General features: G+C 73.5%; 12 protein-coding genes and 1 riboswitch. Of the genes, 5 read left to right on the top strand and 7 right to left on the bottom strand.

Translation table 11 applies throughout. The features are described from left to right. Positions 1–324: 324 nt before the first annotated feature. Entirely contained in the window at positions 325–1,203 is an 879-nt protein-coding gene (locus ACLJN9_RS15690) for an alpha/beta fold hydrolase (RefSeq protein ID WP_410812071.1), read from the bottom strand. 152 nt (positions 1,204–1,355) lie between these two features. On the opposite strand from ACLJN9_RS15690, the gene ACLJN9_RS15685 reads away from it, so the two are divergent. Together ACLJN9_RS15685 and ACLJN9_RS15680 are read left to right on the top strand one after the other, a co-directional pair. Next, complete coding sequence (locus ACLJN9_RS15685; RefSeq protein WP_410812070.1) at positions 1,356–4,715, top strand: BTAD domain-containing putative transcriptional regulator; 3,360 nt, start codon at positions 1,356–1,358, stop codon at positions 4,713–4,715. A 110-nt stretch (positions 4,716–4,825) separates the two neighbouring features. Continuing rightward, positions 4,826–6,400 (top strand): Na+/H+ antiporter, encoded by a 1,575-nt coding sequence (locus ACLJN9_RS15680; RefSeq protein ID WP_410812069.1) that lies wholly within the window; start codon positions 4,826–4,828, stop codon positions 6,398–6,400. An 11-nt stretch (positions 6,401–6,411) separates the two neighbouring features. Here ACLJN9_RS15680 and ACLJN9_RS15675 read toward each other — a convergent pair whose 3' ends face one another. From ACLJN9_RS15675 to ACLJN9_RS15660, 4 genes are all read right to left on the bottom strand, one after another. After that, on the bottom strand, positions 6,412–7,155 hold the full coding sequence (locus ACLJN9_RS15675; protein ID WP_410812068.1) for an amino acid ABC transporter ATP-binding protein: 744 nt from the start codon (positions 7,153–7,155) through the stop codon (positions 6,412–6,414). Beyond that, the gene (locus ACLJN9_RS15670) at positions 7,152–7,928 is read right to left on the bottom strand and encodes an amino acid ABC transporter permease (protein WP_410812067.1); all 777 of its coding nucleotides are present in this window, start codon (positions 7,926–7,928) and stop codon (positions 7,152–7,154) included. Before ACLJN9_RS15670 ends, ACLJN9_RS15675 begins: the two co-directional genes overlap by 4 nt. Before the next feature lie 45 nt (positions 7,929–7,973). Beyond that, positions 7,974–8,855, bottom strand: a complete 882-nt coding sequence (locus ACLJN9_RS15665) for an ABC transporter substrate-binding protein (RefSeq protein WP_410812066.1) — start codon at positions 8,853–8,855, stop codon at positions 7,974–7,976. Between the two features lie 103 nt (positions 8,856–8,958). Next, positions 8,959–9,099, bottom strand: a complete 141-nt coding sequence (locus ACLJN9_RS15660; protein WP_410812065.1) for a hypothetical protein — start codon at positions 9,097–9,099, stop codon at positions 8,959–8,961. A 32-nt stretch (positions 9,100–9,131) separates the two neighbouring features. Continuing rightward, a riboswitch (SAM riboswitch) is annotated at positions 9,132–9,242 on the bottom strand. 44 nt (positions 9,243–9,286) lie between these two features. Here ACLJN9_RS15660 and corA point away from each other — a divergent pair. Beyond that, the gene (corA, locus tag ACLJN9_RS15655) at positions 9,287–10,630 is read left to right on the top strand and encodes a magnesium/cobalt transporter CorA (protein WP_410812064.1); all 1,344 of its coding nucleotides are present in this window, start codon (positions 9,287–9,289) and stop codon (positions 10,628–10,630) included. 7 nt (positions 10,631–10,637) lie between these two features. Here corA and ACLJN9_RS15650 read toward each other — a convergent pair whose 3' ends face one another. Then, positions 10,638–10,823, bottom strand: coding sequence for a hypothetical protein (locus ACLJN9_RS15650; RefSeq protein ID WP_410812063.1), 186 nt, complete (start codon positions 10,821–10,823; stop codon positions 10,638–10,640). Between the two features lie 230 nt (positions 10,824–11,053). Here ACLJN9_RS15650 and ACLJN9_RS15645 point away from each other — a divergent pair, with 230 nt between their 5' ends. Beyond that, complete coding sequence (locus tag ACLJN9_RS15645; protein WP_410812062.1) at positions 11,054–12,289, top strand: MFS transporter; 1,236 nt, start codon at positions 11,054–11,056, stop codon at positions 12,287–12,289. 92 nt (positions 12,290–12,381) lie between these two features. Here ACLJN9_RS15645 and ACLJN9_RS15640 read toward each other — a convergent pair whose 3' ends face one another. Next, positions 12,382–12,897, bottom strand: a complete 516-nt coding sequence (locus ACLJN9_RS15640; protein WP_410812061.1) for a 2'-5' RNA ligase family protein — start codon at positions 12,895–12,897, stop codon at positions 12,382–12,384. A 77-nt stretch (positions 12,898–12,974) separates the two neighbouring features. Between ACLJN9_RS15640 and ACLJN9_RS15635 the strand changes: the two genes are divergently transcribed. After that, complete coding sequence (locus tag ACLJN9_RS15635) at positions 12,975–13,484, top strand: mycothiol transferase (RefSeq protein ID WP_410812060.1); 510 nt, start codon at positions 12,975–12,977, stop codon at positions 13,482–13,484. Positions 13,485–13,493 lie beyond the last annotated feature (9 nt).

Here is a 13,493-nt window from a genome sequence, read left to right as displayed (position 1 = left end):
TCGTGCCGTACGGGGATCACGTTGTTCGTTGCGGTCCGAGCGGCAAGGCCCCTGGTGGCGGTGGGTGCGGACGGTCGTGGGTCGAAGAGGGGTCGACTCGCCGCCGTTGGCTGGCCGGTTACTGCCTGTGTATCACCCGCGCACACTGTGCGTCCACCTGTGCAACGTCACATATCCGCAGGTCAGGGGCGTTTTCCAGGAATGCGGTAGCGGTTATCGCGCTCCGGGCGGACGAGGGGCCTGCCGGCCGGCCACCGTGCCACGGAGTAACGGCCGGTGTCGGAAATCTTACTTTTGTGGCATGGTGACCGGCCGGTCGTCTGACTAGCGGGCGAGCAGAGCGCGGACCGCCCGGACCACCTCCGCCGGTGCCTCCTCGGCCATGAAGTGCCCGCAGGTGACCGTCCGGTGCTCCAGGTCCGGCGCCCAGGCTCGCCACACCCCGGCCGCGTCGTAGCCGAGCGCCGCGCCCCAGTCCTGTTGCAGCACGCTCACCGGCATCCGCAGCTGGGTACCGGCCGCCCGGTCGGCGGTGTCGTGGGCGACGTCGACGCCGGCGGACGCCCGGTAGTCGGCGACGATCGAGGTGACCGCGGCCCGGGACGCGCGCAGGTACGCGGCCCGCACGTCCGCCGGCAGCGCCCCGGGGTCGCGGCTCCACACGTCGAGGAAGTGGCCGAAGAAGGCGTCCGGGCTCCCGCCGATCAGCTCCTCGGGCAGGCCGGGCGGCTGCGCCATCAGGTAGAGGTGGAAGGCGACCGCGGCGGTGGTGCCGTGCAGCACCTCCCACATGTCCAGGGTGGGCAACCCGTCGAGCAGGGCGAGGTGGCTGATCGCATCCGGGTGGTCGAGGCCGGCGCGGAACGCCACCAGGGCGCCCCGGTCGTGCCCCACCAGCGCGAAGCGCTCATGACCGAGCGCGGCGGCCAGCGCCACGGTGTCGGTGGCCATGGTGCGCTTGGCGTACACGTCGCCGTCGATGTCGACGGGCTTGTCGCTGTCGCCGTAGCCGCGCAGGTCGGGGCAGATGACCGTGTGGTCGGCGGCCAGGTCCGCCGCGACGTGCCGCCACATGAGGTGGGTCTGCGGAAAGCCGTGCAGCAGCACGACGGCGGGCCCGGAGCCGCCCACGGCGACGTTGAGCGTCACGCCGTCGGCGACGGCGACACGTCGGTAGTCGAATCCGTTGATGCTGGGGTCCATGAAAACCTTCCTGAAGGGGGAGGGCCGGCGCCGGGCGGTGCCCGTCGTCGTCGTCCGACGTCGAGCCTGCCCCGTGGAGATCAGCAACCGGTCAGTGTCCGATCAGTGCCGGCGGCTGCGGTCCACCACGTGGACCTGCCTAGATTGGTGCCATGACCAGGCAGCCGACGGCACCCGTGGCGGTGACCTTCGGCGTCCTGGGACCGGTGACCGCTGCGACCGGGCGTGGCCCGGTCCGGCTCGGGGGACCCCGGCACCGCCTGGTGCTGGCCCGGCTGCTGGTCGCCCGGGGTCGGATGGTGCCGGTGGACCGCCTCGTCGAGGACCTGTGGGAGGTGCCCCCGGAGGGGGCGGTCGGCGCGATCCGCACCTTCGTCGCCGACCTGCGCCGGGCACTGGAGCCCGACCGGCCGCCCCGGCAGCCACCCCGGCTCCTGGTCACCGAGCCTCCGGGGTACGTGCTGAGGGCCGCCCCGGAGGCGGTGGACGCCGATCGGTTCGAGACGGCGGTCGCCGAGGCGGGCCGGCTGCTGACGACGGGACGTCCGGCACCGGCCCTGGCCGGGTTGGACGTGGCGCTGGGGCTCTGGCGCGGCCCCGGGTACGCCGACGTCGCGGGCGAGACGTGGGCGATCGCGGAGATCAACCGGCTGGACGAGCTGAGGTTGCTCGCCGTCGAGCGGCGGGCGGAGGCGCTGTTGGCGCTGGGTCGGCCCGACGAGGCCGCCGCCGAACTGCCGGCCCACCTCGCCGGCCATCCGCTCCGCGAGGACGCCTGGCGGCTGCTCGCCATGGCCCGGTACCGCTCCGGCCGGCAGGGTGAGGCGCTGGCCGCGCTGCGTCAGGCCCGGAACGTCCTGGTGGCCGAGCTGGGTGTGGACCCGGGGCCCGAACTGCGGCGGCTGGAAGCCGACATCCTCGCGCAGGCGCCACATCTCACCCTGGAGGCCGAGCCGGCCGCGGCCCAGGTCGCCGCCCGGACGGAGCTGCCCGGACCGGTCGGACCGGGCGGTCCGGCGCAGGAGCGACCGTTCGTCGGCCGCGACGCGGAGCTGGACCGTCTGTGGCGGGCCGCTGGGGCAGCCGCTCGGAACGGCCGACCCACGCTCGCCCTGCTCAGCGGGGACCCGGGCGCCGGCAAGACGGCGCTGGCCGAGACGCTGACCCGGCGCCTGGCCGCCGAGGGCTGGACCACGGCGTGGGGGCGCAGCCCGGAGTACGAGGGCGCACCGGCAGCCTGGCCATGGACGCAGATCACCGACACGCTCGCCGGAGCGGCAGACCCGATCGTGGACGGCTCCGTCACGGCAGACGCGACCGAAGGCGCCGGCGATCCCGCCGTGGCGCGGTTCCGCCGGCACCGCGCGGTGGCATCGCTGGTCTCGGTGGTCGCCGACCGGGGGCCGGTGCTGCTGGTCCTCGACGACCTGCACCGGGCCGACGGGGACACCCTGGACCTGCTGACCGCGCTGCTCACCGGCGCCCGGCCAGTCAGCGGGCCGGTGCTGCTCCTCGGCACCTACCGGGCCACCGAGATCAGCCCGGAGCTCACCGCAACGCTGGCCCGGGCGGCCGGGCTGGAGCCGGTCCGGGAATATCTCGCCGGCCTGTCCGCGCCGGCGACCGGGGAGCTGGCCCGCGCCGTCGCCGGGCCGGAGCTGGACCCACCCACCGTGCGGCTGATCCACCACCGCAGCGGCGGCAACCCGTTCTTCGTCCGAGAGTTGGCCCAGCTGTACGCCACCGAGGGTGGCTTGGCGCTGGCGGCCGTGCCGCCGGGGGTACGCGACGTCATCCGGCACCGGCTGGCGCAGCTGCCCCCGCCGACCCGCACGGTGCTGCGGCAGGCGGCCGTGCTCGGCCGGGACCTCGACACCGAGGTGCTCGGTACGCTCACCGACGATCCCACGACCCTGCTCGACGCCGTGGACCGCGCGTTGCAAGCCGGCTTCCTCACCGAGCAGGGCGTCGACGGGCGGCTGCGCTTCACCCACATCCTGGTCCGCGACACGCTCTACGCCGACCTGTCCGCGCCGCGGCGCGCCGCCTGGCACGCCGCCGTCGCCGAGGCGCTGGGACAACGGCGGCACGCCGAGCCCGCCACGCTCGCGCACCACCTGCTGCGCGCCGGTGGACCGGTCGCCGCAGGCCGCGCCGCCGGGTACGCGCGCGTCGCCGCCGAGCAGGCCGAGCGCAGTGGTAACCCGCACGAGGCGGCGCGCCTGTGGGGGCAGGCGATCGACGCGTACGACCGTTGCGGTGGGGCCGACCGGCGCGAGCGGCTCGGTGCGGTGCTCGGCCTGGGGCGCGCGCTGGCCGTGACGGGCCGACTGGCCGAGGCGCGGCGACGGCGGGCCGAGGCGATCGACGACGCGGAGTCCGTCGGCGACCCCGATCTGATCGGGGAGGTGCTGGCCGGCTTCGTCGTGCCGGCCATCTGGACCCGCAACGACGACGACGGCCTCGCCGGGAGGATCGCCCGGGCCGCCGAGCGCGCCCTGGCCGCACCCGCGGGGCAGGGCTCGGCTCAGCGCAGCCGACTGCTGAGCACGCTGGCGCTGGAGCTGCGCGGTACCACCACCGACAGTGGCCGCCGGGCGGCGGACGAGGCCGAGGCCATCGCACGCGCCATCGGCGACCCTGGGCTGCTGGCCTTCGCACTCAACGCCCGTTTCATGCACGCCTTCCACCGGGTCGGCATGGCCGACGAACGGGCCCGGATCGGCGCCGACCTGATCGATGTCGCCGCCCGGGAGCACCTGGTGACCTTCGAGGTGCTGGGTCACCTCGTCCGGGTGCAGGCCTGCTGCGCGACGGCCGACCGGGCTGGCGCCGACACGCACGCCCGCGCCGCCGACCGCCTCGCGCAGCGGTACGAACTGCCACTGGTCGGCCTCTTCACCCGGTGGTACGCCGCGCTGCGCCTGGCGCTGGACGGCGAGTCGGCCGCCGCGGCGGACGCCTACCGGGCGGCCGCCGACCACCTGCCCGCCGACGGCATGCCGGGCCTGAGCCGCGGGCTGCTTCCGCTCGCACTGCTCGGCCTGCGCCTGGCCGACGCCGCTGACGACAACCGCGCCGGGTCCGGCGGCGACGACGGGCCGATGTCGGCTCTCGGTGGCGGGGACTGGGCTGGCCTGGACTGGGGCCCGCACGAGCCGTGGGTCCGACCGCTGCTGCTGCTCGCCGACGGCGAGTGGGTCGCCGCCGGCGCGGCCCTGCGGACACTCCCGATCGGGCCGCACGACCTGCTGCGGGAGGCACGGCTCTGCCTCACCGCCCGGGCCGCGCTCGCCCTGGACGACCGGGCCACGATGGAACGGGTCGCCGCCGAGCTTCGACCGGCCGCCGCCGAGCTGGCCGCGGGCAGCGGGGTGCTCACCCTCGGCCCGGTGGCCGGGCACCTCGCCGACCTGGCCGCCGCCCTGGGCCGCGCCGACGAGGCGGCCGCGCACCGCCGTACCGCCGGTGTGGTCACCGCCCGCGCACGCCGCGCCGCGTCCCCGGCCTGAGCACCGTCACCTCAGGCGACTTGCCGCTTTCCCGCGAACCGGGCCTGTGGGTGCGGTCAGATGGAACCACCGGCGCGGCCACCGTCGGCCAGGGATCGAGGGGGTACGCCGTGGAGGTGCTCGTCCTGATCGTGGTGCTGGGCGTCACCGTCCTGGTCGGCACCACGCTCGGCGGCCGGTACAGCGTCGCGCCGCCGGTCCTGCTCATCGCGTTCGGGGTGCTGCTCGGGCTGGTGCCGCCGCTGTCCGAGCTGACCCTGGAACCGGATCTGGTGCTGCTGATCTTCCTGCCGGCGATCCTCTACCGGGAGAGCCTCACCCTCAGCCTGCGCGAGATCCGGGCCAACCTTCCGGTGATCGGGCTGCTCGCCGTGGTGCTGGTCGTGCTCACCATGGTCACGGTGTCGCTGACCGCGCAGGCGTTCGGGGTGAACCCCGCCGCCGCCTGGGTGCTCGGGGCGGTCCTCGCACCGACCGACGCCGCTGCGGTCACCGGGCTGGCCAAGCAGCTGCCGCGCAAGCTCCTGACCACCCTGCACGCGGAGAGCCTGATCAACGACGGCACCGCCCTGGTGCTGTTCGCGGTGACGGTGGGTCTGCTCACCGGTGGCGCGGCGCCGGGCGCGCTCGGCATCGGTGAGGAGTTCCTCGGCGCCGCCGCCGGCGGCGTGATCGCCGGCCTGCTGGTGAGCGGCATCGCGGTGCTGATCCGCAGGCGGCTCGATGATCCGCTGCGCGAGGGCGCGCTGAGTGTCCTGACGCCGTTCGCCGCGTTCCTGCTCGCCGACTCGGTGCACGCCAGTGGTGTGCTGGCGGTGGTGGTCGCCGGCCTGGTGTTGGCCTACGCCGGCCCACGGGTGATCCGCGCCCGGTCCCGGGTGCTGGCGTACGCGTTCTGGGACCTGTCCACGTTTCTCATCAACGGAGGACTGTTCGTCCTGCTCGGTACGCAGATACCCCAGGCGGTGAGGCGCATCGCCAGCACCTCACCGACCAGGGCCTTGCTGATCGCGGTGGTGGTCGCCGTGGTTGTCGTCGGCACCCGGCTGGTCCTGGTCTACCTGACGGTGGAATCGGCGCGGCTGCTGCCCAACCGGCCGGTGGACCAACTTGGCGGGCCGACCAGCTGGCGGGTGGGGACCGTGGCCGGCTGGTCCGGTTTCCGTGGTGCCGTCTCCCTCGCCGCCTCGTTGGCGGTCCCGACCGTGACCGTCGCCGGCCGACCGGTGGCCGAACGCGATCTGATCATCTTCGTCACCGCACTGGTGATCGTGATGATCATGCTCGTGCAGGGCACCACCCTTCCGCTCGTGGTGCGGTGGGCGGGACTGACCGGCGACCCCGAGCGGGCCGACGAGTTGCGACAGGCCAGGCAGCGGGCCGCCGAGGTTGGCCTGGCCGCGCTACCGCAGGTCGCCGCCGAGGTCGGCGCCGGCGAGGAGACGGTACGCAGGCTGCAGGCCGAGTACCAGCGGCACCTCGATGACGTCAACGAGAGCGGCGCGGGTACCACGGAGGAACGCCGCCTGGACCGCCTCCTGCGCCTCGGCGTCCTCGACCACAAGCGGCGGGAGGTCACCCGGTTGCGCGACAGGCGGGAGATCGACGACCTGGTGCTGCAGGACCTCCAGGCCGCGTTGGACAACGAGGAGATCCGGCTGCTGGGCCGCGGAAGCGTCGAGTGAGCCCCGGCGGCTCAGAGCACCTGATCGAGGAATCGGCGCAGCCGTGGATGCTCGGCCCGCTCGAAGACGGCCTCCGGCGGGCCGGCCTCCAACACCACGCCCCGGTCCATGAAGGCGACGGTGTCGGCGACCTGCCGGGCGAAGCCCATCTCGTGGGTGACCACCACCATGGTCATGCCCCCGGCGGACAGGTCGGCCATCACGGCGAGCACCCCCTTGACCAGTTCCGGGTCGAGGGCCGAGGTGGCCTCGTCGAAGAGCATCACCTCCGGCCGCAGCGCCAGCGCCCGGGCGATGGCCACCCGCTGCTGCTGGCCGCCGGAGAGCTGCACGGGCCGTGAGTCGACCTTGCCGGCCAGCCCCACCAACTCCAGCTGGGCCCGGGCGACCGCCACCGCCTCGTCCTCGTCGAGCTTGCGCAGCCGACGCAGTGCCAGGGTGACGTTGCGCAGCACGCTCATGTGCGGAAAGAGGTTGAACTGCTGGAAGACCATGCCGACGCGCTGCCGCAGCGCGTCCGGGTCGTCGCGCAGCACGCTGCGTCCGTCCAGCAGCACGTCGCCGTGGTCCGGCTCGATCAGCCGGTTGATGGTGCGCAGCAGGGTGGACTTGCCCGACCCGGACGGGCCGATCACGCAGGCCGTCGCGCCGCGCGGCACGGTCAGGTCGACCCCGCGCAGCACCCGGTTCGGTCCGAAGGCGAGGTGCACGTCCCGGACGTCGACGCTGACCGAGGTGGTCGTGCCGGTGGTCATCGCTGGACCCCTTCGGTCGAGCCGGACAGCGTCAGATCGGTATCGTCCTCGTCGGCTGGCGCAGCCGCCGGCCGGCCGTGGCGCAGCCGCCGGTCGATCCAGTTGACCACGTGCGTCAGCGGCACGGTCAACGCCAGGTAGAACAGCCCGGCCAGCAGCAGCGCGGACTCGTTGCCGGTGGTGGCCGCATAGTCCTGCCCGATCCGGAACAGCTCCCGCTGGCTGGCCACCAGGCCGAGGAAGTAGACCAGGCTGGAGTCCTTGATCAGCGCGATGAGCTGGTTCACCCAGGCCGGCAGCACCCGCCGGATGCCCTGCGGAATGATCACCAGTCGCATCGAGTCGGCCCACGAGAAGCCGAGCGCCCGCGCGCCCTCCAACTGGGCTGCCTCCACCGACTGGATGCCGGAGCGGAAGATCTCCCCGATGTACGCCGCCGCGATCAGCGACAGCGCCAGGATGCCCAGCGGGTAGGGCTCGGGCCCCCAGATCTCCATGCCCAGCGGCGCCAGCCCGACGCCGATCAGGAGGATCGTCGCCGCGGCCGGCAGCCCCCGGAACACGTCGGTGTAGACCCGCGCCGGCCAGCGCAGCCACCGGCTGCGGGAGATGCCGGCAACGGCCAGCAGCAGACCCAGCACCGAACCGAGCAGGGCGGCGGAGACCGCCAGGATCAGCGTGTTGGGCAGCCCGACGGTCAGCATCTCGGGCAGCGCCTCGCGCATGGAGTCCCAGTCGAAGAAGGTCTCCCAGAGGGTGCTCAACGGATCCATCGGTTGCCTCTCCTACCGCCCTGCTCGTTCGTCACCGGTGGTGTGTCAGGACGCTGCGGACGCGGACGCGGACGCCGACGGTGCGGCCGGCACCGCCACCGTGCCGCTGCCCGGCTTGAAGTCCGCCGGGATCGGCCGGCCCGGGTAGTACTGCGACTGCAGCCGGCTCCAGGTGCCGTCCGCGATGACCTCGTCGAGGCCCTTGTTGAGTGCCTCGCGGAGCTTGTCGCTGCCCTTGGCGACCGCGAAGGCGGTCGGTGCGGGGCTGAGCTGCTTGGCCGCCACGGTGATCTTCCCGCTGCTGTCGGCAGCCGACTTCTCGCCGATCTCCGCCGGAGCGATCCACGCGTCGGCCGTGCCCGCCTTCAGCTGGTTGATCGCGCCGTTGTAGTCCGGCACCCGCACCGGGTTGAGCTGCTTGCCGGTGGCGTAGTCGTCCTGGACGGTGCCCTGGACCACCACGACCCGCTTGCCGGTGAGCTGGTCGAAGTTGGTGATCGGCGAGCCGGCCGGAACGTCCAGGCCGAAGTAGCCGAAGTCGTAGCCGTTGCCGAAGTCGACCGTCTTCTTCCGCGCCTCGGTGATCGTGATCGAGGAGCTGCCGACGTCGAACTTGCGGTTGTTGACCTGGGAGAGCAGCGCGGAGAAGTCGGTGCCGACGAACTCGACCTTCAGGCCGAGCTTGCCGGCCACCGCGGTCAGCAGGTCGTTGTCGAAGCCGGTGAACTTACCGTCCTTCAGGTACACGTTCGGCGGGGCGTCGGTGAGCGTGCCGGCGCGCAGCACGCCCGCCTGCGTCAGGCCGTACGGGTTGGCGGTGGCGTCGGACGAGGTGTCGTCGCCGCCGCAGCCGGTGAGCGCGGTGGCGGCGAGGATCGTGGCCGCGCCGAGGGCAGCGGCACGGGTCAGGGCAGGAAGGATTCGCACAGGTGTCTCCGAAATGAGTTTCGTTCCGGCGGGCACAGGCGTGCGCCGCCGAACGGTGCGCCCGGTGGGCGTACCGCTGGGATGGGTCTGGGGAGGGGGCGCGCTAGCGCGCGGCGTGGCAGCGACAGGCGGCGCTGCACACCCGCATCATGTCCACGTGCCGTCGCCGGGTCAGTGCCGGCGAGAGCCGACCGGCGCGGATGTCCGCGGCGTCGGCCGGTGGGGCGGTGCTGAGGATTCGCATGGTTCTCCCGGGTCTGTGCTGACCTGGGTGCCAGGCCACGCTTGCACCGACGTCCGTCGGTGCCTGGTCTTCACCCGGGGCACCCCACCGCGGAGGAGGGTTGCCGGCCAGCGAGCCGGGGCTTCGCGCTGGCGCTCATGACCTGACACGAGGCTAGCAGCCGGAACCGACGTATCGTCCAGTCGCTATGATCACGCTCACGTTCAGCGACGACGTCCCGACCGACGGGTCAACCCGCGTGAACGTGTGGGCGGCGGCTCCGGTGACGCTCGGCATCACCGCCGCCCCGGTGGGTTTCGGTCTCCGGGCACGGGGGAAGCAGCGCCTCCCGGCGTCCCTGCCCCCACCGCCGGGCGGTTCGGGCAACCGCCGGTGGATGCCTCCGGGGAGGGAGCGGATCATGGTCGGCGGCCGTCGGTTCCGCCCGGGCGAAGGCTTCGGCCGCCAGCTCGACGAGCACGAGACGCGCGGCAGCGAGCCGCCGGGCGAGGAGCCGGCCGGGTCGGCCACCGGGGGCCTGGTGGACAGCGCCATCTACATCCGGGGCCATCGTTTCGCGTCGCCGGCCGGTCTCGCCGAGACATACCGCTGCCTCCAGGAGCAGGACGAGGCGATGGCCTGGATCGGTCTGTACCGACCCGACATCGGGCAGATCACCTCGCTGGCGCGGGAGTTCCGGTTGCACGACCTGGCGGTCGAGGACGCCATCAACGCCCACCAGCGGCCCAAGCTGGAGCGGTACGGGCAGACCCTCTTCGTGGTGCTGCGGGCCGCCCGCTACGACGACGTGCGGGAGGAGGTCGAGTTCTCCGAGCTGCACCTGTTCATCGGGCCGGGGTTCGTCGTCACCGTCCGGCACGGCGAGGCACCGGATCTGGCCGCCGTGCGGCGGCGGATGGAAGCCGACGCGCAGATGCTCGGTCAGGGCCCGGAGGCGGTCCTGTACGCCATCCTGGACGAGGTGGTCGACGGTTACGCGCCCGTGGTGGCCGGGTTGGAGAACGACATCGACGAGATCGAGACCGAAGTCTTCGGTGGCGACCCGAACGCCAGCCGGCGCATCTACGGGCTCAGCCGCGAGGTCATCCAGTTCCAGCGGGCTGCCCGCCCGCTGCTCCACGTGCTCGACGCGTTGGCGGCCGGCGCGGGCAACTATGGCCCCGACCAGGAGCTGCGCCGCTATCTGCGCGACGTGATCGACCACCTCACCCAGGTCGTGGAACGCGTCGACGGCTTCCGGCACCTGTTGCAGAACATCCTCACCGTCAACGCCACCCTCGTCTCGCAGCAGCAGAACGAGGACATGCGCAGCCTCACGGCGGCCAGCTACGCACAGAACGAGGAGCTGAAGAAGGTCTCCTCGTGGGCGGCGATCCTGTTCGCGCCCACGCTCATCGGCACGGTGTACGGGATGAACTTCGTCCACATGCCGGAGTTGCAGTGGCGCTTCGGCTACCTGTTCGCGCTGCTGCTGATGGTGCTGGTCTGCGGCACCCTCTATCTGATCTTCAAGCGGCGCGGCTGGCTGTGACCGGGGGTCACTCGATGCCGCGAAGGATGTGCCGTTCGTCCTCGCTGTCGTCCTCGCCGGCGCCGATCCGGCCGAGCAGGACCGCAGCGGCCCAGATGGTCAGTGGCGTGGCCGCCCCGGTCATACCCCCGCCGGTCCGGTCGTCCCTGGTCTGGCTCCGCTCCGTCCGCGGTGGCCTGCGCTGAGCCTGCATGGGCAACGCCTCTCGTCGTCGAAGCCGTTCCGGGCGGCGCCACCGTGCGCCCGCGCCACCGGCCGGGCCGCCGCGCGTGGGCAGGCGGCCACCGGGAACGACATCCACCTCGCACCATCCCACAGTCGGGCGCCTCGGCACCGCCTGTTTTCGGTTTCCCGACTGTCGTCGGGCCGGTCGCACGCCGCGTCGAGGTTGCGTTCCGCGGCGAGTTGGGTAGCGGGGAAGGGGTGAGCGCATGTCTCGGCACGACGGCGCGGGTCCACCGCGGCCCTCGGGCGCTGCCGCGCTACCTCGTCGCGGCGGCGCTCGCCCGGGGCGCGGATGCCGGTGCGGCCGTCGGGGTGGTGCTGCTGGCCACCCTTCCCGAGGTCGGTGCGCACCGCCCGGCGCTGCTCGGCGGGCTGCTCGCCACCTGCCTGACCGCGCCGCACCTGCTCGGGCCGGTGCTCGCCCGGGCGCTGGACCGGGCGCGGGACGGTCGGGGCCTGCTCGCGGTCGCCTTCGCCACCTATGCCGGCGCGGTCACGACCACTGCGCTGCTTCTCGGCCGGGCACCGGTTGGCGTGTCCGCGGCGTTGTTGATCGTTGCCGGTGCCTGCGGGCCGCTGCTGACCGGTGGGCTGAGCAGCCGACTGGCCGCGCTGCTCGACCCGGGCGAGCGGGCACAACGGCGTGGGCAGGGCTGGGATGCGGTGACCTACGGAGTGGGTGGCAGTGCGGGCCCGGCGGTCGTGGCGGCCCTCGCCGCGATTGCCGGCCCCCGGATGTCCCTGTTCGGGCTGGGCGTCGCCACCCTGCTCGCGGCAGCCCTGGTGCGCACGCTGCCGGCAGCGCCTCCACCGGACGCGTCGGCGAACGGCCCGGCCGAGCCCGGTGTCCCGCGCGACCGTGGCGTGTTCCGGGCCGTGCTCGGAAGGGGACCGCTGAGGCGCGTCACCGGGGTCACCACCGTCGCCGCGCTCACCGGTGGCGCGGTGTCGGTGCTCGCGGTCGCCCTGGCCGCAAACCTCGGCCGGGAGGCGGTCTCCGGCGCGGTGCTCGCCGCCGCCTACGGCTGCGGCAATCTGGCCGCCTCGCTGCTGGTCACGGCCTTTCCCCTGCGGGGTGAGCCGGAACGGATCACGGTTCGGTGGGCCGTGCTCGGTGCGGTGGCGGTGGCGCTCTGCGCCGCCGTGCCGGGGTTCGGAACGGCGGTCGTCGCCTTCGCGCTGGCCGGGGCGGCGAGTGCGCCGCTCTTCGCGGCGACCCTGGCCGCCCGGTCGGCGTACGCGCCGGACTCCGCGCGGGCGCAGGTGTTCGTGTCGACAGCCGCGCTGAAGGTGGCCGCCGCGTCGCTCGGCACCGGACTCGCCGGGGCGCTCGCCCCCCAGGGCCCTCGCCGGTTGTTGCTCGCCGGAGCGACGGTCACGCTCACCGCCGCGCTGAGCGCCGCCGTCGCCGCTCGACGGCGGCGCAACCCCTGACCTGGATGGACACTGTCTGCGCTCGGCCGGCCGCAGCACCTCACCCACGGCTGCGACCGGTCAGGGCTGCGACCGGTCAGGGCTGCGACCGGTCAGGGCAGCGGGTGGGCGATGCCGCGGGCGTGGTCGGTCAGCGCCGCGCCGACCACGGTCGCGGCCAGCGGCAACACCTCCAGGCAGCGGCGCACCGCGGCGGCCATCAGCGCGTTCGGCACCCGCATGGAGAGGGTGCAGTGCGGCACCCAGCGCCCCGGCTGGTAGTGCTCGACCAGCGTGATGCCGGCGGCGGCGAGCCGGTCGTGCACCAGTCGGTGGTGAACCAGCAGCTCCGGGGTGGGCGCCGGGCCGAGCCAGAGCACCCGGCCGACGAACTGGCCGGCGTGCTGGAAGTCGAGTCGTAGCGGGGCGGCCACGACCGTGCCGCGCAGAGCCGTGGCGACCTGCTCGGGGTCGAAACGGGGTGCCACCGCGAGTGACAGGTGCGGACGGTGGCGTTGCTCCAGCAGCGAGCGCATGCTCTGCACGCCCTCGGCCTCCAGCGCGTCCCAGAGCGCCCGGATCCGCCGGGTGGCGTCCGGGTCCAGATACAGCTCCAACGCCGCGACCACTTGATCACCGTAGCGGCCGAGGTTTGGCCGCCCGCGTCGGCGGTACCTGATCGGGGACGAACCAGGAGGCGTGAACCGTGGACGTGAGTGACCTGTTGTCCGAGGCGTACGACCGGCTGCCCGACCTCGTCCGGGCGGCGGTCGACGGCCTCAGCCCCGAGCAGTTGCGCTGGACGCCCGGCGGCGGCGTCAATTCGATCGGCTGGTTGGTCTGGCACCTGACCAGGATCCAGGACCACCACGTGGCCGACCTGCTCGACGCCGACCAGGTGTGGGCCAGTGGCGACTGGGCGGGCCGGTTCGGGCTCGCCACCGACCCGGACGACACCGGCTACGGCTACTCGGCCGAGCAGGTCGCGGCGGTGCGACCGGAGAGCGCACAGGTGTTGGTCGACTACTACGACGCGGTCGCGGCACGGACCGGGCGTTTCCTGGCCGGGCTGCGGCCGGCGGATCTGGACCGGGTTGTCGACGAGTCGTGGGATCCTCCCGTCACCCTCGGGGTGCGACTGGTCAGCGTCGTCGACGACGACCTGCAGCACGCTGGCCAGGCCGCCTACATCCGTGGCCTCATCGGGGCGGACTGACAGGCGATC

The sequence above is a fragment of the Micromonospora sp. 067-2 genome (assembly GCF_046549295.1).
GTDB lineage: Bacteria > Actinomycetota > Actinomycetes > Mycobacteriales > Micromonosporaceae > Micromonospora.
Note: the sequence above shows the minus strand (reverse complement) of the source record. Positions and strands in the feature narration are given on the sequence as shown.